This is a genomic window from Paenibacillus thermotolerans, from assembly GCF_028745515.1.
GTDB lineage: Bacteria > Bacillota > Bacilli > Paenibacillales > YIM-B00363 > Paenibacillus_AE > Paenibacillus_AE thermotolerans.
Genome location: NZ_JAQZSG010000041.1, coordinates 1 through 22815, shown reverse-complemented (window position 1 = coordinate 22815; position 22815 = coordinate 1). Strand labels below are relative to the sequence as shown.

Annotated in this window: 19 protein-coding genes; 5 read left to right on the top strand and 14 right to left on the bottom strand. The window is 53.9% G+C overall.

The features are described from left to right. Positions 1 to 8: 8 nt before the first annotated feature. From pstA to PT964_RS23025, 3 genes are all read right to left on the bottom strand, one after another. Positions 9 to 878: a phosphate ABC transporter permease PstA gene (gene pstA, locus PT964_RS23035; protein WP_274365713.1), complete on the bottom strand. Its 870-nt coding sequence runs from the start codon at positions 876 to 878 to the stop codon at positions 9 to 11. Continuing rightward, positions 878 to 1795 (bottom strand): phosphate ABC transporter permease subunit PstC, encoded by a 918-nt coding sequence (gene pstC / locus PT964_RS23030; RefSeq protein WP_274365712.1) that lies wholly within the window; start codon positions 1793 to 1795, stop codon positions 878 to 880. Before pstC ends, pstA begins: the two co-directional genes overlap by 1 nt. Positions 1796 to 1931: 136 nt before the next feature. Then, positions 1932 to 2933: a PstS family phosphate ABC transporter substrate-binding protein gene (locus PT964_RS23025; RefSeq protein ID WP_274365711.1), complete on the bottom strand. Its 1002-nt coding sequence runs from the start codon at positions 2931 to 2933 to the stop codon at positions 1932 to 1934. A 246-nt stretch (positions 2934 to 3179) separates the two neighbouring features. Between PT964_RS23025 and PT964_RS23020 the strand changes: the two genes are divergently transcribed. The 3 genes from PT964_RS23020 to PT964_RS23010 all read left to right on the top strand — a co-directional run bounded on the left by PT964_RS23020 (position 3180) and on the right by PT964_RS23010 (position 7437). Further along, positions 3180 to 4946: a methyl-accepting chemotaxis protein gene (locus PT964_RS23020; protein WP_274365710.1), complete on the top strand. Its 1767-nt coding sequence runs from the start codon at positions 3180 to 3182 to the stop codon at positions 4944 to 4946. Between the two features lie 220 nt (positions 4947 to 5166). Then, entirely contained in the window at positions 5167 to 5955 is a 789-nt protein-coding gene (locus tag PT964_RS23015) for a D-alanyl-D-alanine carboxypeptidase family protein (protein ID WP_274365709.1), read from the top strand. Between the two features lie 12 nt (positions 5956 to 5967). Next, on the top strand, positions 5968 to 7437 hold the full coding sequence (locus PT964_RS23010; protein ID WP_274365708.1) for an ABC transporter substrate-binding protein: 1470 nt from the start codon (positions 5968 to 5970) through the stop codon (positions 7435 to 7437). A 147-nt stretch (positions 7438 to 7584) separates the two neighbouring features. Here the strand turns inward: PT964_RS23010 and PT964_RS23005 are convergent, their stop codons facing one another. From PT964_RS23005 to PT964_RS22955, 11 genes are all read right to left on the bottom strand, one after another. After that, positions 7585 to 8775, bottom strand: coding sequence for an anhydro-N-acetylmuramic acid kinase (locus PT964_RS23005; protein ID WP_274365707.1), 1191 nt, complete (start codon positions 8773 to 8775; stop codon positions 7585 to 7587). After that, positions 8772 to 10412 (bottom strand): beta-N-acetylhexosaminidase, encoded by a 1641-nt coding sequence (gene nagZ, locus PT964_RS23000; RefSeq protein WP_274365706.1) that lies wholly within the window; start codon positions 10410 to 10412, stop codon positions 8772 to 8774. Before nagZ ends, PT964_RS23005 begins: the two co-directional genes overlap by 4 nt. 85 nt (positions 10413 to 10497) lie before the next feature. After that, positions 10498 to 11211 carry a PIG-L deacetylase family protein gene (locus tag PT964_RS22995; protein ID WP_274365705.1) on the bottom strand — a complete coding sequence of 238 codons (714 nt, stop codon included), beginning with the start codon at positions 11209 to 11211 and terminating at the stop codon, positions 10498 to 10500. Positions 11212 to 11238: 27 nt separating this feature from the next. Next, positions 11239 to 12150: an N-acetylglucosamine kinase gene (locus tag PT964_RS22990; protein WP_274365704.1), complete on the bottom strand. Its 912-nt coding sequence runs from the start codon at positions 12148 to 12150 to the stop codon at positions 11239 to 11241. Positions 12151 to 12191: 41 nt separating this feature from the next. Further along, entirely contained in the window at positions 12192 to 13337 is a 1146-nt protein-coding gene (locus PT964_RS22985) for an exo-beta-N-acetylmuramidase NamZ family protein (protein WP_274365703.1), read from the bottom strand. A 5-nt stretch (positions 13338 to 13342) separates the two neighbouring features. Continuing rightward, positions 13343 to 14308, bottom strand: a complete 966-nt coding sequence (locus PT964_RS22980; protein WP_274365702.1) for a GNAT family N-acetyltransferase — start codon at positions 14306 to 14308, stop codon at positions 13343 to 13345. 20 nt (positions 14309 to 14328) lie between these two features. Next, the gene (locus PT964_RS22975; RefSeq protein ID WP_274365701.1) at positions 14329 to 15189 is read right to left on the bottom strand and encodes a carbohydrate ABC transporter permease; all 861 of its coding nucleotides are present in this window, start codon (positions 15187 to 15189) and stop codon (positions 14329 to 14331) included. Positions 15190 to 15207: 18 nt separating this feature from the next. Then, complete coding sequence (locus PT964_RS22970) at positions 15208 to 16110, bottom strand: carbohydrate ABC transporter permease (protein WP_274365700.1); 903 nt, start codon at positions 16108 to 16110, stop codon at positions 15208 to 15210. 90 nt (positions 16111 to 16200) lie between these two features. After that, the gene (locus PT964_RS22965) at positions 16201 to 17682 is read right to left on the bottom strand and encodes an ABC transporter substrate-binding protein (RefSeq protein ID WP_425262789.1); all 1482 of its coding nucleotides are present in this window, start codon (positions 17680 to 17682) and stop codon (positions 16201 to 16203) included. A gap of 16 nt (positions 17683 to 17698) precedes the next feature. Continuing rightward, a complete protein-coding gene (gene murQ / locus PT964_RS22960) occupies positions 17699 to 18619 on the bottom strand; it encodes an N-acetylmuramic acid 6-phosphate etherase (RefSeq protein WP_274365699.1) in 921 nt (306 codons plus the stop codon). A 614-nt stretch (positions 18620 to 19233) separates the two neighbouring features. Next, positions 19234 to 20097 (bottom strand): MurR/RpiR family transcriptional regulator, encoded by an 864-nt coding sequence (locus PT964_RS22955; protein WP_274365698.1) that lies wholly within the window; start codon positions 20095 to 20097, stop codon positions 19234 to 19236. Between the two features lie 246 nt (positions 20098 to 20343). Between PT964_RS22955 and PT964_RS22950 the strand changes: the two genes are divergently transcribed. Beyond that, on the top strand, positions 20344 to 21642 hold the full coding sequence (locus PT964_RS22950) for a 6-phospho-beta-glucosidase (RefSeq protein ID WP_274365697.1): 1299 nt from the start codon (positions 20344 to 20346) through the stop codon (positions 21640 to 21642). 3 nt (positions 21643 to 21645) lie between these two features. Beyond that, entirely contained in the window at positions 21646 to 22662 is a 1017-nt protein-coding gene (locus PT964_RS22945) for an N-acetylglucosamine kinase (RefSeq protein ID WP_274365696.1), read from the top strand. The last annotated feature ends 153 nt before the right edge of the window (positions 22663 to 22815 follow it).

Genomic DNA, 22815 nt, shown 5'->3' with positions numbered 1-22815 from the left:
ATCGAACCTTATAATTTCTTCTGATATTTATTACGCAAAATAATGGCGATTGCATTCATGCCGAGCAGAATGAGCAGCAGGACGATGATGGCCGCTGCCGATATTCCTTGAAACTCCGCTTTCGGCTGGCTCGCCCAGGTGTAAATTTGAATCGGAAGAACCGTAAACTGCGAAAACAAAGTTTCCGGCGGACGAATAATAAACGCCGCAGCGCCTACAACAATAAGCGGAGCCGTCTCCCCGATCGCCCGGGACAGCGACAGGATGGAGCCTGTCATAACGCCCGGCATAGCGGACGGCAATACGACCCGGAGAATCGTTTGCCAACGGTTGGCGCCAAGCGCGAACGAAGCGTTGCGCAGGCTGCCCGGCACCGCCCGGATCGCTTCTTGTGCGGACACGATAATAATCGGAAGAACGAGCAGCGTCATCGTGAGCGCTCCCGAGAGGATGCTCTGCTTAAATGCAAACAATCTTACGAATATGGTCAAGCCAAGAATCCCGTATACGATGGAGGGCACGCCCGCCAAATTCGAAATATTCGTTTGGATAATTCGCGCAAACTTGGAATTTTTGGCGTACTCTTCGAGATAAATGGCGGTGCTCACGCCGATGATGAAGGTGAGCGGGGCGGTAATCGCCATAAGCCACAACGTTCCTATGAGAGCCGTATATATTCCCGCTCTTTCCGGTCTGCGGGAAGAATTGTTCATAATAAAATCCCAATCGAGCCAGCCCAAGCCCTGTTTAAGCACTTGATAAATCAGCAAGGCCAAAGCGATGACGCCGATTAACGTTGAGGCGAGGAACAGGGCGTGGAACGTATTGTTCAGACGTTTGCGCCGATTGATGCGCTTTTCTTCGATCGTCCGTGCCATCAATATTCCTCCCTGAACTTCTTGGAAATATATGAAGCCAAAATATTCATGACTAATGTAATGACGAATAGCGTTAAGCCTACGGAATAGATCGTTAAATATTCAACGCTGCCGAACGTCGTATCGCCGCTGGACACCGCAACGATATAAGCGGTCAACGTTTCTACGCTCTGAAGCGGATTGAACGACATGCTCGGCATCGCTCCTGCGGCTAAAGAAACGATCATCGTTTCGCCGACGGCACGCGAGAAGCCGAGTACAAACGATGCGACGATTCCCGAAAAGGCGGCCGGAACGATCACTTTGACGGCTACCTCGAGCTTTGTCGACCCGAGCGCGTAAGCCGCGTTCCGGAGCGTATTCGGCACGGCGCTCATTGCGTCTTCGCTAAGAGAGGAAATCATCGGAATGATCATAATGCCGACGACGATGCCCGCACTAAGCGCATTAAACACTTGGGTTTGCGGCAATATTTCGCGGATGATCGGGGTTACGAACGTCAAAGCGAAAAAACCGTAAACGATCGTCGGGATTCCCGCCAAAATTTCAAGCACCGGCTTCAGCACGGCGCGGACCTTGTGCGGGGCGTATTCGCTCAAATATATCGCGCTTCCGAGTCCCAGAGGCAGCGCGACGACGCAGGCGATCGCCGTAATTAAGAAGGTGCCGACCAAAAGCGGCAGAACGCCGTATTGCGGATCCGCAAACAACGGACTCCACTTGGTGCCCGTAATAAAGTCGATAAACGGCACTTTCCTAAAAAACTGCAGCGATTCCTCCAGCAGCACAAACACGATCCCGACCGTCGTCAATATGGACACGGCCGCAAACAGCAGCAGCAGCTTCGGCATAATCGTGTCCGATGAGAATAGACGCTTTCGCACGGTTAGCGAGTTTTTCTCCGAATGTTTTTCCATATCTTAGCTCCCATTCAATAAAGCTGATATAAGGCCGATAACCGTGGCATATGGTCCTGCCATAATTTGCCACGGTTGTTCAGCCTTGTACATTATATATGATTTCTTTCGCCTATTCCATGATTGCCCGCTTTAATTATTGCGGCAACAGGCTCAAGTTCGCATCATATTTTTCTTGCGGCAATGCGACGTATCCTACTTCTTCAACGAATTGCTGGCCTTCGGCGCTCATGTAAAACTTGATGAACTCTTGCACTTCCGGGCGCTCCATTGCGCTCTTCAGCGGGTAAATATAAATTTCGCGGGACAACGGCTTGTAGCTGGCGTCGCCGATCGTTTCGACGGACGGCATTACGGCCGGAGCGTCAGCCGTCTCTTTGATCGCAACAGCTTTCAGCTTATCTTGGTTCTCTTCATAATAGGCGAATCCGAAATATCCGAGTGCGTATTTGTCGCCCGCAACGCCTTGCACAAGCACGTTGTCGTCTTCGGATGCCGTGAAATCTTCACGAGATACTTTTGCCTCGCCGTTAACTGCTTCCGTGAAATATTCGAACGTACCGGATGCCGCTCCAGGACCGAACAATGTGATCTTCTCATCCGGCCAGCCTTCGCGAACCTCGCTCCATTTCGTCACTTTGCTGTCTTTCGCCCAAATCTTGTGCAATTCTTCGACCGTAATATCGTTCGCCCAGTCGTTCTGCGGGTTGACGACTACCGTGATTCCGTCGTAAGCGACAGGCATTTCAACCGCTTCTTGGTTTTTTTCTTGCAAGGATGCGATTTCTTTGTCCTTAATTTTGCGGGATGCGTCGGCAATATCGGCTTCGCCGTTGATGATCGCTTTAAAACCGTTGGAAGAACCGGACAAGCCGACCGTTACGTTGACGCCGTCATGCAAATTCATAAACTCCTCGGCGATCGCCTGAGAAATCGGATATACAGTGGAAGATCCTTCAAGTTTAATTTCGCCGGTTACATTTGCTGCCGGCTCTTCGGCAGGAGTTTCGCCGTTCGTTCCGCCTGCACCGTTTGTTGCTTCTTGATTGCCGTTGTTCGCGCCGCAAGCCGCAAGCGAGAACGCCATGATGATCGCTGCAATTGACAACGAACCTTTCCGCAGCCATGCCTTTGTCACTTAAGACCACTCCCTAATGTTTTTGTTTTTTTCCTTACGTTGTCCAATATAAACCCCGATTGTTAACGCAGTACTAACGTTTTGTAAACTCTGTGTAAAAATTGCGGATTATGCATGACATTCGGGACTATTTTTGAGTCTTGTTATACTCGTTTACATTCCGTTAACAATTCGCGGCGTTTCCGTTAACACTGATTGCTTACACTCTTTTTGAAAGCAACCTATAAAGTAGGGAGTGTAAGAAAGATGAACCGTCAACCGAAATCGTTTCGCTTCAGCCGGTCTCGCCTTATACCGTTTTTCGCAAGCCGAATGGGTTTATCTGTGAAATTAGCCTTAGGTTTCTTTGTAATCCTTCTTATATTCTCCTCCGTCGCCGTTTTTAATAATTTCCGCATGGAGCAGCTGGAAGCGAAGGACGCCTACGAAAGAAAACAGGCAGAGCGGCAGCGGCTTGCCATGGAACTGAAGTCGATGGTTCAGGAGCTGGACTCTTATGCGGCGGGGTATATGGTGTCGAAAAATGCGGAGTTCATCGAACGATATAACAGCGAAAGCGCCGAGCTTGAGAACCTGGTTCGGGACGTTTCCGCCACGGCCTCGAATAGCGACCAGCGGCAATGGGGAGCCCGGTTAACCGCGATTTCGAAGGAATTTACGGCAAACTTCGAGAAGGTGCAGACAATCGCCGAAAATACGGAGCTTGCCGGGGACGAGAAACAGAGCGCTCTAGAGTCGGCTTACGCGGCTTCTCAATTACATAAGCAAACGATCTTTGACCTTGTCGATTGGTTTTACGAAGACTATACGCTGGAAGCGGAAGCCGCCAAGGAAGACACATCGGCTTTGCTTACTTCCACCCGCTGGGTCGTTCTGCTGTCGGCGGGGGCTTCGGTGCTGGCCGGCGCCGCTTTGGCAGCGGCAATCCTGCTCTCGTTCACGAGAGGAATACGCAATATTAGCCGCGCGGTGCAGTGGATGAGCGAAGGGGATCTTCGGCACGAAGTCGGCTCGCGGTCGAACGACGAGCTCGGACGGCTGAGCGCCGCTTTCGATGCCGGCATCCTTCAAATGAAGCAATCGCTGCTTCAAACGAAGAGCGTCGCCGAATCGCTTCGATCGCACAGCCTTCAGCTGCTGGATTTCACCCGCAATACGGCGGAAGCCAACGATCTTATTTTGCTTGCTATGGAGGAAGCGGCCTCCGGCGCATCCAAACAAGCGGCGCAAGCCGAGCACAGCGCCTCCGTCATCCGGCAATTGCAAGAGAGCATGGCGAGCATCGAAGCTTCGGCTAACGTGCTGGCTTTAACAGGTGCGGATGCGAACCGTTACGCCGAGGACGGAGGCAGCCTCGTCGCCCAGCTGGTTGCGGCATCGCAAACGACGGCCGGCTCCCTCGAGGCGATGCGGCACGCATTGCATATGCTGGAGAGCCGATCTTCGGAAATTACCGGCATTACGGGCACAATCGCCGATATTTCCGAGCAGACGAACATTTTGGCATTGAACGCATCCATCGAGTCCGCTCGGGCCGGCGAGCACGGACGGGGCTTCGCCGTCATTGCCGATCAAATTCGCAAGCTCTCGTCGCAAACCGGTCAATCCTCCAAACGGATCGACGACATATTGTCCGACCTGCGGCGGCAAATTGCCGATGTCGGGAAGCTGATGACGGCGGTAATGGAAAGCTTACTGAAACAGAATGGAAAGCTTGGGGAGACGAGCGAAACGTTCTCGGCCATATTCGACGTCATTTCCGCTTTCGGCGAGAAGGTACGGCACATTCACGAGCAGGTCGCCGTGACGAAGGAAAGCCAGGAGCAGCTTGCGGCATCGGTGCACATCGTCGCTTCCATCGCCCAGCAAACGGCGGCCGGAGTCCAAGAAACCGCGGCTTCCGCAGCGCACCAAAATCAGTCCGTCGGGAGAATCGCCGTAGAGGCGCAGGATCTCAGCGCACTCTCCGAAACGATCTTCGCGGAAATTAATAAATTCAAAATCGAAACTTAAGGTTTTTTTATGATTTTCTGACAGGTTTCTTTAATCCGATCCGGTACCATGTCGTTAGGCCAAAGAGAGAAAGAGAGCAGACACAGCTTACCGATCGGATGAAAGGATGAAACAGCCTGTGAGAAAATGGGGAGCCGCACTCTTCATTGTCGCTGTTTTGGCGGCTTTTCAAGGAGAGAGCATTGTCGTTTTATTTCAACAATGGGTACAGAAATAGCTGATGAACAACATCGCTTCCGAGGCTTATGTTTTGATGGATGCGGACTCGGGTGCGATGTTAGCCGGCAAAAATGAAAATCAGCCGCTTCCCCCGGCAAGCATGTCCAAAATGATGACGGAGCTGCTCGTGCTGGACATGCTCCGCTCCGGCGATCTTTCCTACGAGGAGAAGGTGCCGGTCAGCTCCTATGCGGCCTCGGTGCCCGGCGCCGGCATGGGGATCGAGGAAGGACAAAGCTACACCGTGCGCTCGTTGCTGACCGCCGTTGTCGTGCTGTCCGCGAATGACGCGGCGGTCGCATTGGCCGAGCACGCAGGCGGCAGCGAGAAGAAGTTTGTCGACCGGATGAACGGAAAAGCCAAGGAAATTGAATTATCGGATGGAACGCGCTTCGCCAACGCCACCGGGCTTTCGCCGGAAGATTTGCAGCAGAACGCCCCTTATCCGTACGTGAGCGAAATGCCGGCTAAAGATACGGCGAAGCTGGCGGCCTATTTGATCTCGAATTATCCTGAAATATTGGAAATCAGCAAGCTGGGGGACGTTCGGCTGCCGGGGAAGATGAACTTCGCGGAATCGACCAATTTAATGCTGCCGGGCAAAGTGTTTGCATACGATGGTACCGACGGGCTGAAAACCGGGTATACCGAAGCGGCCGGATATTGCTTTACCGGCACCGCGGAACGGGACGGGCACCGGCTTATTGCCGTCGTCATGGGCGCGCCGAACAAAGCGGAGCGGTTCAAGGCGACAAAAATATTGCTCGATTACGGATTTTTGAAGGTGTAGGGGGCGGCGGCGATGGTATATATGCAAAAAAGGATGACCGCTGCGATTTTGTCCGTTTTTATCATGATTGGTTTGGCGGCGGCAGGATGCTCCCAAGCCGCCACGAGCGGCGAATCCGCCGAACGCGTGCTGCGGATCGCCGTCTATCAATACGGCAGCGACGACGAATGGTTCAGACAGCAGTATACGGATTTGTTCGAATTTGCAAATCCCGGCGTCACCGTCGAGATCGTCCCCGCAGTGGAATATAACCCGTACGCAATGGATGGCGGCTCGCAAGGCGGCGGGGATCGCAACGACCCGGCCGCCGTGATGACGAAGCTGATTCAAAGCGACAATCCGCCGGACGTCGTCATGATGGAGTATGCTATACTGCCTTCCTTAGTGGAGGAAAACCTGCTGTTGCCGCTGGATTCCTACATTGCCAAGGATCGTGTCGACCTGTCCCGATTCGTGCCGGCCGTTCAATCCAGCCTCAAGCAAGCGTCGCAGGATGGCAGGCTGTACGCGCTGGCGCCGCAATTCAGTTCGTCTGCGCTATTTTACAATCGGGAGCTGTTTGACCGGCTCGGGGTTGCTTATCCGAAGGATCATATGACTTGGGACGAACTGTTTGCGCTTGCCCGTCAAGTATCGCAGGTGGCCGCGGAAGTGTCTGCAGCAGGCAGCGCCCGTACCTACGGTTTTTCTTTTTCAACCTATAAAGATTCGGATCCGTACTGGGACATGGAGCCGTTCACACAGCCGCTGCAGCTTTACCGTTACGACGAAGCGGGCGATCGCATGACGGTTAATACGGAAGAATGGGAGAGCGTTTGGAGCACCTTTGCGGATTTGCGGCGAACGAACGTCATACCGGGGTCTCCGCAACCGGACGAGAACGGAATGAATCGGATGTGGGATCCGATCGCGGACGATTATTTTCTTTCCGGAAATGTAGCTATGGTGCTTGCGTCTTCCTATTATGTCAACGAGCTTGAGAGTGTTCGGAAAGCGGCGGAAACGAATACGGCACTCGTCCCCGTCTCGTGGAATGTCGTTACTCAGCCTGTTCATCCGGAAGCGCCGGAAGTCGGGAGCCGTGTCGATTTGATCGGATTAATGGGAATCGGCGCGAAGGCGCAAAATCCGGACGACGCTTGGGAGTTTATCAAGTTCATTCACGGCGGCCGGTGGGCCAAGCTGAAATCCGGCAGTCAAAATGTTTTCAGCACGTTGGCGGAATATAATAAGCCTCGCGGAGGCGCCGATTACAATATTTCCGCATTCATGCAGCTGAAGCCCGCCTACACCCGTGACGAGTCGAACCTTTACCGCAAATATCCGGATCTGTTCAGCGTCGAGAAGATCGGCAGAAACAAGTTTCAAGAGGTGCTGGAGGGCAAAAAAGCTGCAAGACAAGCGCTGCAGGAGTGGCAGACCGAGGGTGACGCCATGCTGGAGCGGATGAGAGAGAGCATGAAACAAGCTATGATGGAGTGATCGGAACTACGTTCCGTTGGAGGTTGCTAGTTGGGCGGTATGTGAGGCTACTGCGGAAATAAGTTCCGTTCGAAGCAGTCGAGCATGCGGCGCACGAAAAAACCGCGAACGTCGTGCCGGCAGGCAGTAGTCGTTCGCGGTTTTACCTTACATCGGCAGCGCCAGCTTGCCCATAACGGTCGGGCGGCTTGCTCCGGTGGCGGGGGGGAGATTGTTGACCGCCCCGTGCATAAAGTCGTTCCCGAGTATGGCGAAGATGACGGCCTCTTTGGCGTCGTCGTTGAAGCCAAGCGCTTGCGAATTCATGACGCGCTGCCCCGGCAGCAGCTGCCCGAGCATCGCGAGCAGCGTGCGGTTATGCGCGCCGCCGCCCGTGACGATCACCTCGTGAATCTTGCTGCGCGGAAACACAAAAGCTTTGTACCCCTGCGCGATCGAATGCGCGGTGAACGCCGTCGCCGTAGCGACGATATCGGCATCGCGCAAGCCGCGCCCTCTCGCCGTGCCGATGAACTCTTCCGCGTACGCTTTGCCGAACAGCTCCCGTCCCGTCGATTTAGGCGGAGGCATCCGAAAGTAAGGATGCTCCATCATCCGCTCAACGAGCGCCAAGTCGGCCTCTCCTTCCGCCGCCCAAGCGCCTCCCTCGTCATAAGCGCGGCCCCCGCCGGACAATACGTACACCGCTTGATCAATAATCATATTGCCGGGGCCTGTGTCAAAAGCAAACACATCCTCCGGGCGGGCACCCGCCGGAATCGCCGCACAATTGCCGATCCCGCCCACATTTTGCAGCAGCCTGCCCTTCTCGGCGCTTCGGAACAAAATAAAATCCCCATACGGCGCAAGCGGCGCCCCTTGCCCGCCGACCGCCATGTCGGCCGGACGGAAATCGCCGACCACCGGCTTGCCCGTAAGCTTAGCCAGAACGGAAATATCGCCGACCTGCAGCGTCGACCGCGACATAAACGCATCATCCTCGGACGAAACCGGAATATGCCATATCGTCTGCCCGTGCGAAGAGACCAAATCGATGTCGTCCATCCTAAGCCCTGCGGCATCCGCCGCTTCCCGCACGACATCGGCGAACAGCTCGGCTACATAAAAATTGATGCCGCACACTTGGGCCACATCCGAGCGCTCGATCGTGCATATGTCTTTGATCCGCTCGCGAACCGGCTCCGAGTAAGGTCTGCTCGTATACGATACAAGCTCCGCCTTCGTATTCAAGCCCGCCCCCGTCAACCGGACGACCGCGGCGTCCACGCCGTCGAGCGACGTTCCGGACATTAAGCCTACAACCAGCTTTGACTCCTTCTCAACATACGAACCGATCATCCCAGACTCAACCCCCAACCGGCCGGATAACGCTCCCCTAATGAAACCGGCAGCTTTCCGCGAAACGGAATGAGCCCAAGCAGCGCCTTCGCCGAGCTTTGAACCGACAACGGGCGATTCTCATACGCCGCGACATAGGCGGGGACGTCTCCCAGCGCAAGCAAATCGTAAGGGCTGCGCAAAGCGACGACGGCCAGCGGCTTGCCGAGCGCTTGCAGCTCCCGCACAAGCTGAATTTGCGCCGGATGAAACGACGCGTTATAAACGCCGACCACGATTTGAGCGACGTCGCCGGCAGCACCCGCCTCCACAATCTCAGCCGACCGTTGCCCGACCTCCTCTGCCGACAATACGACATCCGCGCAATCCAAGCCGTATGAAGCAAGCGCCGCACCAAGCCCGCTCTTTGCCGACAGCTCGTCGTCGGCAATCGTCTGCGCCGTTGCGGCGACCGTCACGGCAAGCGTGCGCACGCGCTTCAGCGGCACAACCCCGCCCTCGTTACGGACAAGCGTAATGCTTGCCTCGCTGGCTGCGCGCGCAACCTCCATATGCCCCGCCGAGCCCACGGAAGCAAGCGCCTCCGGCGAAACCGCACCCGCACCGCCGCCGAGCAGCCCCCGCTTCGCTTTCAATCGGACGACCCGACGTACCGACTCGTCGATGCGCTCCATCGGGATTCGTCCGCCGACAACCGCCGCTTCGATCGCTTCAAGCGCCGCCCGCTGCCGATCGATCCGGTGGCTGATCAGCACAAGATCCGCTCCCGCCTCCAGCGCCATAATCGACGCTTCGACCGTACCGTAATGCTCCGAGATCGCATTCATCTCCATGCAGTCGGTCGTGATGACCCCGTCGAAGATAAGCTCCTCCCGCAGCAATTCCGTCAGCACCCGCTTCGACAGCGTTGCCGGCACCCGGTCCGGCTCCAGCGCCGGAAAATGAATATGAGCCGTCATAATGAGATCGACGCCCACGGCGATCGCCCGGCGAAACGGCACGAGCTCCACCCGATCCATACGCTCGCGTCCGTGCGGAACGACCGGCAAATCCAAGTGCGAATCGACGCTCGTGTCCCCGTGTCCCGGGAAATGCTTCGCGGTAGCCGCCACGCCGGACGACTGATAGCCGACGATCGACGCCGCCCCCAGCTCCGCAACCAACAAAGGAGATTCCCCGTACGAACGCACGCCGATGACCGGATTCGCCGCGTTATTGTTCACATCGAGCACCGGCGCGTAGTTCATGTTAATGCCGAGCGCACGCAGCTCCTCTCCGCAAACCGCCGCAGCCTGCCGCGCCAGCTCCGCCGAACCGGCCGCACCAAGCGCCATATTGCCCGGCATGAGCGCCACGCCTTCCGTCAAGCGGGCGACCATACCCCCTTCCTGATCGATCGATATCCAGAGCGGCAGCACACCGGCCTCAGCCGCAACCCGCTGCAGCTCACCGGTTAAAACCGCGACCTGCTCGACCGTATCCACATTTCGAGCAAACAAGATGACCCCGCTGATCCGGTATTCCCGAATCAATCCCGCAAGCTCCTCCGGCACGTTCGTCCCGGGAAAGCCGCACAGCACGAGCTGCCCGATTTTTTCTTTGAGACTCATGCGTTCCACTGCCAGCTTCCAATCCATGCCGCGCCACGCTCCTCATTCCCTATAAATAAATAGGGTGCTTCGACCGAAATCGAGCACAACTCCGGCCGAACCACCCCTCAAATCATACTTCGTCAAACCATTGAGCTCGCTTATTCAAGGCGCCTGTCGGCACCATGAAGCCTTGCGCGCGTTTCATATATACCGGGGCGCCGCGCACGATCGTTAACGCCTTGTAATACTCGATATACGGAAACCCGTACGTTTCGCCGCGGGCAAGCGCATATACGCTCATCGCTTTAATCCAAGTTTCGTACGCATCTTCCGGAATATCGATGAACACCTCGGGGACAAACTCGTGCATATCCTCCCAGTTTTCGGAGAAATACATTTTCGGAGCCCAATGGTGCGGCAGCGCTCTCTCGATCATCTTCAACCCTGCGTAGAAGCGCGCCTCTTCCACGATTTTGTGCGTATTGGCATGGTCCTTGTGAATGCTGTTTTTCCAGTGCGTAATAATGATGTCCGGCTTCACTTCGCGAATGACGTCCGCAACCTGATAAATAATTTCATCGTTAACCGGAATTTCCGCGTCTTTATAGTCTAGAAAGCGAACGTCCGCGCCTAAAATTTCAGCCGCTTTATAAGCCTCTTCCACCTTCTGCTTCTTGTACTCTTCCGGCGTCAGGCGCGGATGGCCTTTCTCCCCCGGCGTCAAATGCAGGAATGTCGCCTTATGCCCCTCCTGCGTATACTTCGCAATCGTCGCTCCCGCAGTGAGCTCTTGATCGGCGGCATGCGCGCCGATGGCCAAGATATGCTTCTTGTCGTTTGCCATAATCGGTTCACTCCTAAATTTGTAGTGTTACTTGATATGCTCCAGCGCCATTTGAACGGCGCCGACGGAGGCATCCTGTTTAGCCGGGAAACAATCCATTCCCGGATAACGCTTTTCAACCAAACTTGTAAACATGTCCCGCACAAACGAATTGCGAAGCAGCACGCTGCCCGCCATCGCGAGCTCGCCCTCCTGCAGAGACAGCTTCTCCGCCACGGGCTCCACCAACTCGAACAAAGAGGAGGCGCTTCGAGCAGCGACAGCCAGCGCCGCCGCGTCGCCCAGCGCGCAAGCGTCGTAAAGCAACGGAGCAATCGCGGCGACATCCTTCTTGTTCGTCTGCTTGTCGTATACGAATCCGACGATCTCCCGCACAGAGGAAATGCCAAGCCGCTCAAACACCATCCCGGTCAGCGCCGTTTCCGGCAAACGCCCGTCGCTTGCGCGCAGCACGGCGGACAACATGTCCCTGCCGATGCTGTAACCGCTTCCCTCATCGTCCAACAGGTGGCCGAAGCCGCCGGTACGATGGGAGCTTCCGCCGGCATTCTTGCCGTAGCAGATGGATCCGGTGCCTGCGATTACGATCATCCCGTACGGCTTTTCGGTCGCTCCGTACAGAGCGGCTTCGTGATCGCCGACGATCGTCAAGCCGCCCTCGTATCCCGACGCTCTTGCATCGGAGGCAAGCCGCGCGGGCACTTCAGGATTGCTGATGCCGGCCGCCGCGATGCACACATGCTTGCAAAGCGGAAGTCCCCCGGCAACTTGCGAGATCGTTTCGAATATATGACGAAAGCTTTGCCTGATGCCATCTCCATCGTTTCCGTTATAATTAATCGCCCCGGAGGTAAACGTATGTACGACCCGTCCGCTCTCGTCGGCGATCGAAACGGCCGTCTTCGTGCCCCCTCCGTCCAACCCGGCAACAAATTCCACCGCGCCTGATCACTTCCTTTACGAACATTTCGTCCGCAGTTTTAATACAGATGATAACGCTTCTTCATCGCCGCGAACGTCCGGCTTTCCTCCCTGAATTGCGCAAGCAAAGCCGCCGTGTCGACCGGCTCCTCGCGGTATACGCTGTCGCCGCACAGCAAATCGATGAACGGCCGCGAGCCCTCCTTGACCGGAGGCAAGAACGAGAAAGCTTCGTAATTTTCCTTAATCGTAAAAAGCAGCGTTACGCCCGTTTCTACCGTGCGGACGGCGCGGGCATCCGTTACATAAAGCTGAACGCCGCCGCAGATGCTGCCCTGATGCTTGGACGCCGTCGGCTTAAAATAAACCGGGCGAAACAAAACCCCAGGAAGCTTCTTGCGGTTCATCTCTTCGGCGAGGCGCTCCGGATCTTTGATATAGGGCGCGCCGATCATCTCGAACGGGAAGGTGGTACCTCTTCCTTCGGAAGCGTTCGTGCCCTCGAACAAGCAAGTCCCCGGATAAAGCAGCGCCGTTTCAAACCGCGGAATATTGATCGAAGGATGAATCCAGAATCGGCCGGCGTCGGGAAACAGCATGCCCCGTTCCCAGCCTTCGCAAGGCACGACATGCAATTCCGCGTTCCAATTCCGCTGCTCGTTGGCCATCATAGCCACCTCGCCCGCCGTCAGGCCGTATCGGACGCAAAGCGGATAACCGCCGACGAACGACTCGAAGCCCGGCTTCAACACATTGCCTTCCACCGTCAAGCCATCAAGCGGATTCACCCGATCCAACACGACAAAAGGCTTCCCGGCCTTCGCGCAGTCCTCCAGCGCGTAAAGCATCGTATAAATAAACGTATAATAGCGGGCGCCGACGTCCTGAATGTCGTACACGATCATATCTACGTCATCCAGCATTTGCGGTGTGAGCCGCTTGGAATCTTTGCGGTATAAGCTGTATACCGGAACGTTTGTGATCGGATCGAGATACGTTTCGACCAGCGCGCCGGCCTCTTGATCGCCCCTTACCCCATGCTCCGGCGAGAAGAGCGCCGTCAATCCAAACCGCTCGTGCAGCAGTTGAATCGTAGATTCCATATGCCGGTTCAGACCGGTAGGCGCCGTGATGAGTCCGAGACGTTTCCCTTCAAATAAATGCGCATACTCCCCGATTCGGTCGATCCCGTTAATCACTGTCATGGAACTCAAAGCTCCCTTCTCATGACCGAGAACTGTTTCACCGTGCGGAAGCCCGCCTTTTCATAGATTCGTATAGCCGGGTTCGTAATTCCCGTATAAAGAGACATGTAATCCGTTCCGATGCTGCGGAACGCTTCGCACAGCTTGAAGAAAAGAACGGTGCCGAGCCCGTGTCCCTCGTGCTCCGGATGTACCCCGATGCCCGCAAAATAACCCCGTCCGTTGTTTTGCCGAACGACGGGACCGGCAAAGCCGACCGTCTTCGCACCCGAAGCCGCAACGACGACAGGCACGCCGTCTCTCGTACATTGAGAGATTTCCTTCTCCCACAGCGGGTTGTTCAGACCTGCAAGCATTTCCTCCACGCCGCCATGCTTGGCCGAATCAAACAGCCCGACGTAATACCCGGAAGCGGCCGCCTTTTCCTCTTTAGCTCTAATTTCATCCGGAAAGGCGAACTCCCGCAAATCCAAGTACATGGCGCATTGCTTCGCCCGATCGGCATAGCCCGCCTGAAGCAGGAACGCATAAAGCTTGCTTTCGACCGGCACGCCCGGCGCGTTGTTATGCTCGTGCTTCGGCGTGTTCGGAATGTACCAAGGCAGCCGCATCGGGTTAAAAAACAACACTTCGGACTGCTTCTTCCCCTTCTCCCGAAACCGGTTTTCGAGCGCCTCCAGCAGCCGGCCGTAATGCTCGTAGGCCTGAAGCTCTTCAGAAATCACGATGCACGTGATGTAACCGGAAACGTCCCCAAGCGGCAGGTCATCGCCCGTACAGCCGCAAGCAAAGCCCCGAACCCGCTCCGACTCCAGCAGCACAAACGTATTTTTCGGATCAAAGTAAGGACTCGCAGCAAAAATTTCGTCAAAAGCCGCCTCCGACATTTCCTTGTATCCGTCCTTCACGGCCTCTTGATTCCAAAGAGCAATTACATCCTCTTTATATCGTTCGTCCCAATTCACGATCATACCGCGGCTCACCTCGTTTATTATCCCTTCACCGCACCTACGGTTACGCCTTCAAGGAAGTACCTTTGCAAACTGAAAAACAGTATGAACATCGGCAGCGCCGCAACCGTCGCGCCGGCCATCATCGGAGCGAAATACGTCGTATTGGCGAAGCGGAAGTTTTTCAAACCGACCTGAATCGTCTGCATTTCCATTGAGTTGGTGACGAGCAGCGGCCAGAAGAACGTGTTCCAGCTGTCCATAAACGTAAGGATCGCCATGACCGCGAGAACCGTTTTGGAGAGCGGCAATATAATTCTCGTGTAGATCGTCCATTGGCTGCAGCCTTCTACTTTAGCGCTCTCTATAATTTCTTTCGGAATGCCGGACATAAACTGCTTAGCCAGGAAAATATTGTATACGGTAACGATACTTGGAAGAATTAGAGCAGTGTACGTATTTTCCATTTCAAAAATATTGACGACAAGAATGTACAACGGTACTTGCGTCACCTGATACGGAATCATCATGCCTACAAGCAGGATGGCAAACAAGACATTGCGTCCCTTAAATTGAATTTTGGAAAACGCATAACCGGCCATGCTGGCGAAGACGACGTTGCTGATCGTAACGGTTACTGCGACGATCAACGAGTTCAACAGCCAGCGCACGGAATATTTGCTGTAATCGAAGAAAAATTTATACGAGTCGAGACTGAACTTTCCCGGCCAGAGCGAATAGCTCATACCGCCCGCCTCGACGGGATCTCCGAAGGAAGAAATGATCATGAAATAGATCGGAAATATGGTAGCAAGCGCAAAGACGAGCAAAATCAACATAATCGACGCGTTCCGGAAGGCAATGGATTTAGCTTTTCCCGTATTTGTTTTGTAAAGTGCCACAGCTAATCTCCCCCTTCCTTAATATTCAACGTCTTTGCCGAGGAATTTGAATTGGATCAGCGCGATGAAAGCTACAATTGCCGCCAAGATCAAGGACTGCGCCGCAGCTTCGCCGAATTCGAAATACTTGAACGCATTGTTAAAAATAAGCAAGCCTACCATCGTAGTCGCGTTGTCCGGACCGCCACCGGTCATTAGGAATGCGTTCTGGAACACCTGAAAAGAGCCGATAATCCCGGTTACAAACAAAAATAATGTGGTCGGTTTCAAAAAAGGAATCGCTACGAATCTAAGCTTCTGCAGAAAAGTAGCGCCGTCAATCTCCGCGGCCTCGTAATAGCTGTTATCGATCGCCATCAATGCGGCCAAATAAATAATGATGCTCGTTCCGTGGCTGGACAGCCAGGACATGAGAATGAGAGAAAACATGGATGTTGCCGTGGTGCCTAACCAGTTCTGGTTGCTTATGCCGAACAGCTTAATAAACTGGTTCAAAATGCCCGCGGGAAGCGGATCGAAAATCCAAAGCCATACGACCGACAGCGTTACCCCCGAAGCGACGACCGGCAAATAATACACCGCTTTAAACGTCGTTTGCAGCCATTTCTTCAGCGGCAAAATCAAAACCGCAATCGCAAAGGAAAGCAATATATTGACAGGCACCGTAAAGAACGTATAAACGACCGTGTTGCGGACCGATTTCCAAAACAGCTCGTCGGTGAACGTCTCCATGTAATTCTCAAAGCCGACATACGTCGAACCGAGCGGCCTATATTCCTGAAAACTTATGATAAAGGCGCTGACAACCGGGTATGCCATAAATACCGCATAAGTCGCTAGCGCAACGGCGATGAACGCATATCCCCAGGCTCCGTCACCCTTCATTTTCCTGTTTTTCATTTTGCCCGCTAACTGAGCCATATTGTCAGACCCCTTTTTCTTCGCTTTCATAAAGATTTCGGATAGCCGCGGGACGAAAGCTTGCGGCTATCCGAAACATGATCTTAACCCTTAGTCTTTTACAACTCCGTCTTCTCCGAACTCTTTAATCGCCGCTGTCTTAACAGCGTCATACATTTGCTCCGGAGTAATTTCGCCGGCAAGCAGCGCTTGCATCTTCGGAATGATCACTTCGTCTTCCAGCTTGATCGCTTTCGCTCCGAGGTCCGCAGGGATGTCCGGACGAGGCGGCGCTGCATGAGAAAGCATTACGTCTACTGCTGCAATGTTTTCAGGCATGCGGTCGATCGTCATGCTCTTGGCGGCTTCTCTTCCGCTGTTCGTGATATGTGCCGCAAACAAATCGTTGTTCGTCGTAGCAGCCACTTTGCCGCTTGCCAAGAAGTATGCCGCTTTCACCACGTTAGCTTTATGCTCTGCCGTCGGCTCCTTCTTGCCGCGGAACGTCACGTAGCCGTCAACAACCGTGGAGGATACCGGCGGCTGGCCTGCGAAGGTCGGAACCGGCAATACGATGTAGTCGACTTTGATGCTGTCCGCAACGGCGCTGCCGTCGTTGGCGTCGATTTTCGCGTTATTTTTCTTTGCCGAGTTTTCAAATACGGCGAGACCTTTGCCCGTAATCATCGTCTGGCCGGTCAAGAACATGTTCCAGCGCTTGCCCGCGTCCACGGAGCTCAATTCCTTCGGCATGGAGCCGTCGTCGATCATTTGTCGAACCGCTTTCAAAACTTCCAAATAATTTTTGCTTGTGTACGCAAACTTCAAATCTGTCGTAAACGGCGCAGGCATGCCCGCATTTTTCACAAGAATGGAGAGGTAATCTCGGGAAGCGACGCCGGCGGTAGCGAAGACGAAGCCGTAACGCGTTTTGTCGCCTTCCACCTTCACGCCCTTCTTGATCGCTTCGCGGAACTGCTCGTAGGTCCAGCCGTTTTGTTGCACGGATTTCCAGTCGATGCCCGCTTCTTCAAGCATTGCCTTGTTGCCGCCGATCGCGTGGACTTCCATGTAGGCCGGGAAGCCGTAAAGGCCGTCGCCCATTCTCATGTAATCGAGCGGAATTTTGTCAAAGTCGTTGATCATGTCCGGAGTTGCAGCATCCGTAATATCCATGAGCATGCCCATGTCGATGTACTTGGAGATGCCGCCGGAGCCGATGAACGCGATATCCGGAGGGCTTCCGGCATTCACTTGCGTGTCAAGCTTCGAAGACATATCCTCCCAGCTTGCAGGCTCGATCTTCAGCGTCAAATTCGGATACAACGCTTTGAAATCGGCTTCCATCTGTTCGAAATTCGCTTGGTAATTCGGCGATACCGGAGGCAGGAGTGCTGTAATCGTATCTTCAGCCGGCGGCGCAGGCTCGTCGGAGATGTTCCCGTTGTCTGTCGAACCCGCCGGTTCTTCATTCGTTGTATTCGTTCCTTCGCCGGAGTTGTTGCTTCCGCCTCCGGAGCAAGCGGCTAACATTGCCAAGATCATGGTTAATACTAAAACAGATGCTATAATTCTCATTTTTTTAGAAATCATGAGTGAGCGTTCCCCCTTAAAATTGTACGGTTTCCGAACGTTTCCGAATGGCCGCCTTCAAGCTGCCGCCGCACTCCTCGAGCGCAGCCGCCGCCTCGGGCGCGTCCAAGCCGCTTTTAATCATCATAATTGCAAGCTTGCAGCTCATGGAAGCCCTTTCGAGAAAATGTGACGCAGTTTCTTCATCCACTTCTGTGACATTCTGGATCATACGGATCGATCGGTCATACAGCTTCTTATTGCTTGCCTTCAAATCCACCATCAAATTGTCGTAGGTTTTGCCTAACTTAACCATAACGCTGGTCGAAAGCATGTTGAGAACCAGCTTTTGCGCGGTGCCCGCCTTCAAACGGGTGGAACCCAATATGGCTTCCGGTCCGACAACGGGAGCGATGCAAATATCGGCGACGTTCTCCAGCTTGGAATTTTTGTTGTTCGTCACGCCGATCGTCACTGCGCCGATCTCCGAAGCCCGCTGCAAACCCGCAATGACAAATGCGGCGCTGCCGCTTGCGGAAATTCCGATGACAGCATCTTTGTTTGTCACACCGCATCTTTCGATTAGAGCGATCCCCTCCTCTTTACTGTCTTCAAAACCTTCGACGGCGATTTTCAGCGCAGAATCTCCCCCCGCGATATGCCCCTGAACGATGGCAGGGTCAATGCCGAAGGTCGGCGGACATTCCGATGCGTCGAGTACGCCCAGTCTTCCCGAGGTGCCCGCCCCTATATAAAACATTCTGCCGCCGTCTCTCAATACTTGATACAAAGCGTCCACCGCTTTGGCGATCTGCGGAATTTCCGCAGCGACTGCGGCGGGAACCTTTGCATCCTCCTCGTTCAGGAGCTCGAGCATTTGCTCGGTTGAACATTCGTCGATCCTCTGCGTGTTTCGATTAATCCCCTCCGTAGTTAATCGAGCCAAATATTCATTCATTCCCCATTCTCCTGCCCTAAGTTGTTATGAACGTTTCGTCCACTCTCTTTATCTACATTCATCTTAAAATGAATCGCTTACACCGTCAATACTTTTTGAAATAAAATTTTATTATAAATTTATATTTTGATATTTACTTTCAAAGAGTGGTAGACAAAATAAAAAAACCGCCTGACGGCGTCCTTGAATTCGAACACTAAGTGATTACGGGCATTGCAGGATTTGGGATATCCCTCCGGGCTTCCATGCAGAGCGGTCCGCTCCGGTTGGCGGAGGTTACTCGTAGGAGTCAGGGGCGGCAATCTCAGGTATCGAATCTCGCTCGAACGTAACGGACAGGGATGCAGTTATTTGGCGTTTTGGATGGAGTTTGCGGTTTTAACGGACACCACAGCAGTTATTTCTTTGAAAAAGCACGGATAGGCGCCAAAAATCGGTGTATAGCGGCTGTGGTGTCCGTTAGAGGAATGAAGGTGGGAAAATAGGCGATATAGCGTCTGTGGTGTCCGTTATTTTTTGAAGATGCGTTTTTCGTACGTTGGTTACCATGTCTGTCCTTGCTCGGAATTAAAAAAGAGGCGAAGCTTCGCCTCTTTGGCAACCATGGCCGGTTATTATTTTCTATGCTTATTGGATAATATATTATGAGTTTTGGACAAATACTTCTTTACATGCTGATATTCCGCGCTGGCCACCCCGGCGAATAAAATATCGATGACGGTCAGCATGGCGATGCGGGAGCCCATGGCGCCGCTGCGAATCGTAATTTCCGGCGTCGATATATTCAGCAATATATCCGATTGTTCGGCCAAATGGCTTTTGCTGTTTTTTGTAATGGCGATGACGGTCGCCCCGTTCTTCTTCACGATTTCCAGCGCGTCCAAAATTTCGACGGTATCGCCGGAGTTCGAAATAAAGATCGCGACGTCTCCTTTGCCGAGCAGCGTAGCCACCGTTAGCTGTGTATGGCCGTCCGTGTATGCGTGGCACCTTTTGTTAATCCTCATAAATTTTTGTTCCGCGTCTTTGCAAACAAGACCGGACGCCCCGATCCCGAAAAATACGATGTGGCCGGTTTTTCGGAGAACGTCGACGGCGCGTGCGATTTCGCTCCGGTTAATGACGCTGAGCGTGTCGTCGATCGACTTGCTGTTGTTTCTGCATATATTGGTGATGATCGTGGACAATTCGTCTCCAGGCTGAATATCCGTATACTCGTCCTTCGGCTCGTCCTCCATCGATCCGAGCGAAGCCGATAAACTGACGATAAAGCTCCGGTAGCTCGTATAACCCATCGTTTTGCAAAACCGGAGAACCGAAGCATCGCTCGTTTTGCTCAATTGCGCCAAACTTTTAATCGAGAGATGGGGAACCTCTTCCGTGTTTTCGAGCACATATTCGGCTACCATTCTCTCGACCGGCGTCAAGCTGGTCTTCATATCCCGAATTTTGAGCAGCACATTGTTTTGGATCGCCATATTTTTCCCCTGCTTCTCGTAAAAGTTGTCCTGAGACTACCAGTATCATAATCACAATCTATTGAAATTACAAGTGACGGAACCGTTGCGAGGCGAATTTTCTCAAAGAAATCCTGAAATTTTACTCCGAATTTTATTTTCATAAAGAAATTTTATTGTGTTATATTATTCATAGTTTTTCAGCTCCATGCTATAATTTAATTGCTAGAGAAGTCGGACGTCAAACCAAACATGAGGTGAATTGTAGTGAGCAAACCATTGAAAATCGCCATTATCGGTTCCGGAAGCACCTACACCCCCGAGCTGATCGAAGGGATCATCAGGCGAAAGGACGTACTGCCCGTCGCCGAGCTGGCGCTGATGGATATTGACGACAGAAAGCTGGACATTGTCGGCAGCCTCTGCGAGCGCATGATCGAAGCGGCCCGAATGCCTTGCCGCGTTGTGAAGACGCAAAGCTTGGACACCGCTCTGTCGGACGCCGATTTCGTACTGGTGCAAATTCGCGTCGGAAGGCTTCCCGCCCGGGTGCTTGACGAAAAAATTCCGCTGAAATTCGGTCTGATCGGTCAGGAAACTTGCGGGATCGGCGGCTTTTTTAAAGCGATGCGCACCATCCCCGTTATGCTCCACATCGCGGAGCGCATGCAGGCGCTTTGTCCGCAGGCATGGCTCATTAACTTTACGAATCCGGCGGGAATCGTCACCGAAGCGATTCTGAACCATACGAACATTAAGATGCTCGGTTTGTGCAATGTGCCCTTCAATATGTTCAAGAGCATCCGCGAAAAGCTGGAGCTCGATCATCCCCGCTTCTCTTATGTCGGTTTGAACCACCTGAGTTGGATTACGGCGATCGAGCAAGACGGGAAGGATTACTTAAAGGATGCGCTCGACATGGGCTTGAACAGCGAAGCGATGAAAAACATCCCTTCCAGCGGCTTCGGCAAAGAGCTCGTTCAAACCGTAGGCGCGATTCCGTCCTCTTATTTGGAATATTACTATTTTAAAGAAAAGAAGCTGAAGCTTTTGAAAGAAAGCGAGCTGTCGCGCGGCGAGAGATGTATGGAAATCGAAGAGGACTTGCTGCAAATTTATTCGGATTCGCAGCTGCATTCAAAGCCCGAACTGCTCAATTCGCGCGGCGGCGCCAACTATTCGGAGGTTGCCATCAGTCTGGTGGACGCCATCTACAACGACAAACGGGAAGTGCATGTCGTCAATCTGTTGAATAACGGCGCGCTGGATTTCATGGAAGACAACGATGCGGTAGAGATCGGCGCAGTCATCGGCAAGGACGGGGCAGAGCCGATTCGGATGGAAGGCTTTCAGAACCGCCACATCATCGATTACATGCGCATGGTCAAGGCGTATGAGCGCGAAACCGTCGCGGCGGCCGTGACCGGAAGCGAGGAGGCGGCGATGCGGGCGCTGATGATGAATCCGCTCGTCGGCGACTGCCAAACCGCGCTCGCCTGCTTCCAAGAGCTGAAAGAAGCGCACAAAGACTATCTTCCGCAATTTTATAAGGAATCGACGGTGTAACGAATGGCGAACCGGAACGTAGTTATCGGTGTCGACGGCGGAAACAGCAAGACGGACTATTTGCTGTTTGATGCGGACGGCAATTATATCGATCATATTCACGCCGGCACGTGCAGCCACGAACGGTTTCCCGACGCATACGCAAGCACTTATCGAATGATGAGTGAAACGATCGGCCAGCTATTGGAGCGCAACCGGCTGACGCTGAGCGATGTGGCTGCGGCCGCATTCGGGCTGGCGGGGGCGGACCTTCCGTCGCAGAAGGAGCGGCTGTGCGAGGTCATCGAACGGATCGGCTTCGGCCGGTACGCCGTGGATAACGATTCGTTCCTCGGCGTAAAAGCGGGAACCTCGAACGGGTACGGGGTTTGCTCCATCAACGGCTCCGGCATGTGCACCGGCGGCATTTCGCCCAGCGGCAAGCGGCTGCAAATCGGCGGCATCGGCAGCGAGCTGACCGGCGATGAAGCCGGAGGCTATTATATCGGCAGAAAAATATTGCGGACCGTATATGACTCGTTCTACCGAATGGGACGGTCGACGGAAATGGCCGATCCCGTCATGGAGCTGCTCGGGGTTAGTTCCAAAGAGCTGTTCATAGAGACGGCGGCGGACCTGATTCAGAAGCGAGCCGTTCCGAATACGGAGCTTATGCGGATTATGTTCGCGGCCGCAGAGAATGGAGATCCCGCGGCGCTTGACATTATCGACCATTCAGCCAAGCAGCTGGCGCTCTCGACGGCGGGCTGCATTCGCAATTTGGATTTCGGCGACGAGGTCGACATCGTGCTGGCCGGTTCCGTTTGGGTGAAGGCGGAAAGCCCGCTGCTGTTGGACACATACAAACAGTATGTGGAGCAATGGACTCTCCCTCGCTGCCGGTTTATTGTGCTGGACGCCCCGCCCGCGACCGGCGCTGTTTTTTGGGCGCTGGAGCTGGCGCTCGGCCGCCCCGCGGATGAGGCGATACGCCGAAAAATCATGAGCGCGCCGGCGTATTCCGGAGCGGGATCAATGTAACCGTCGTGCACAACCGACACGGTCCGCGCGCGCCGCTGGAGAAAATAGCAACACTACAGGTAGTTATTGGCACAAAAACAAAGGGTTCGAATCTTTTAGCATCACCTGGTGCACTAGCCTTGCATAAAACCTCACACACCAATTTTCACATCA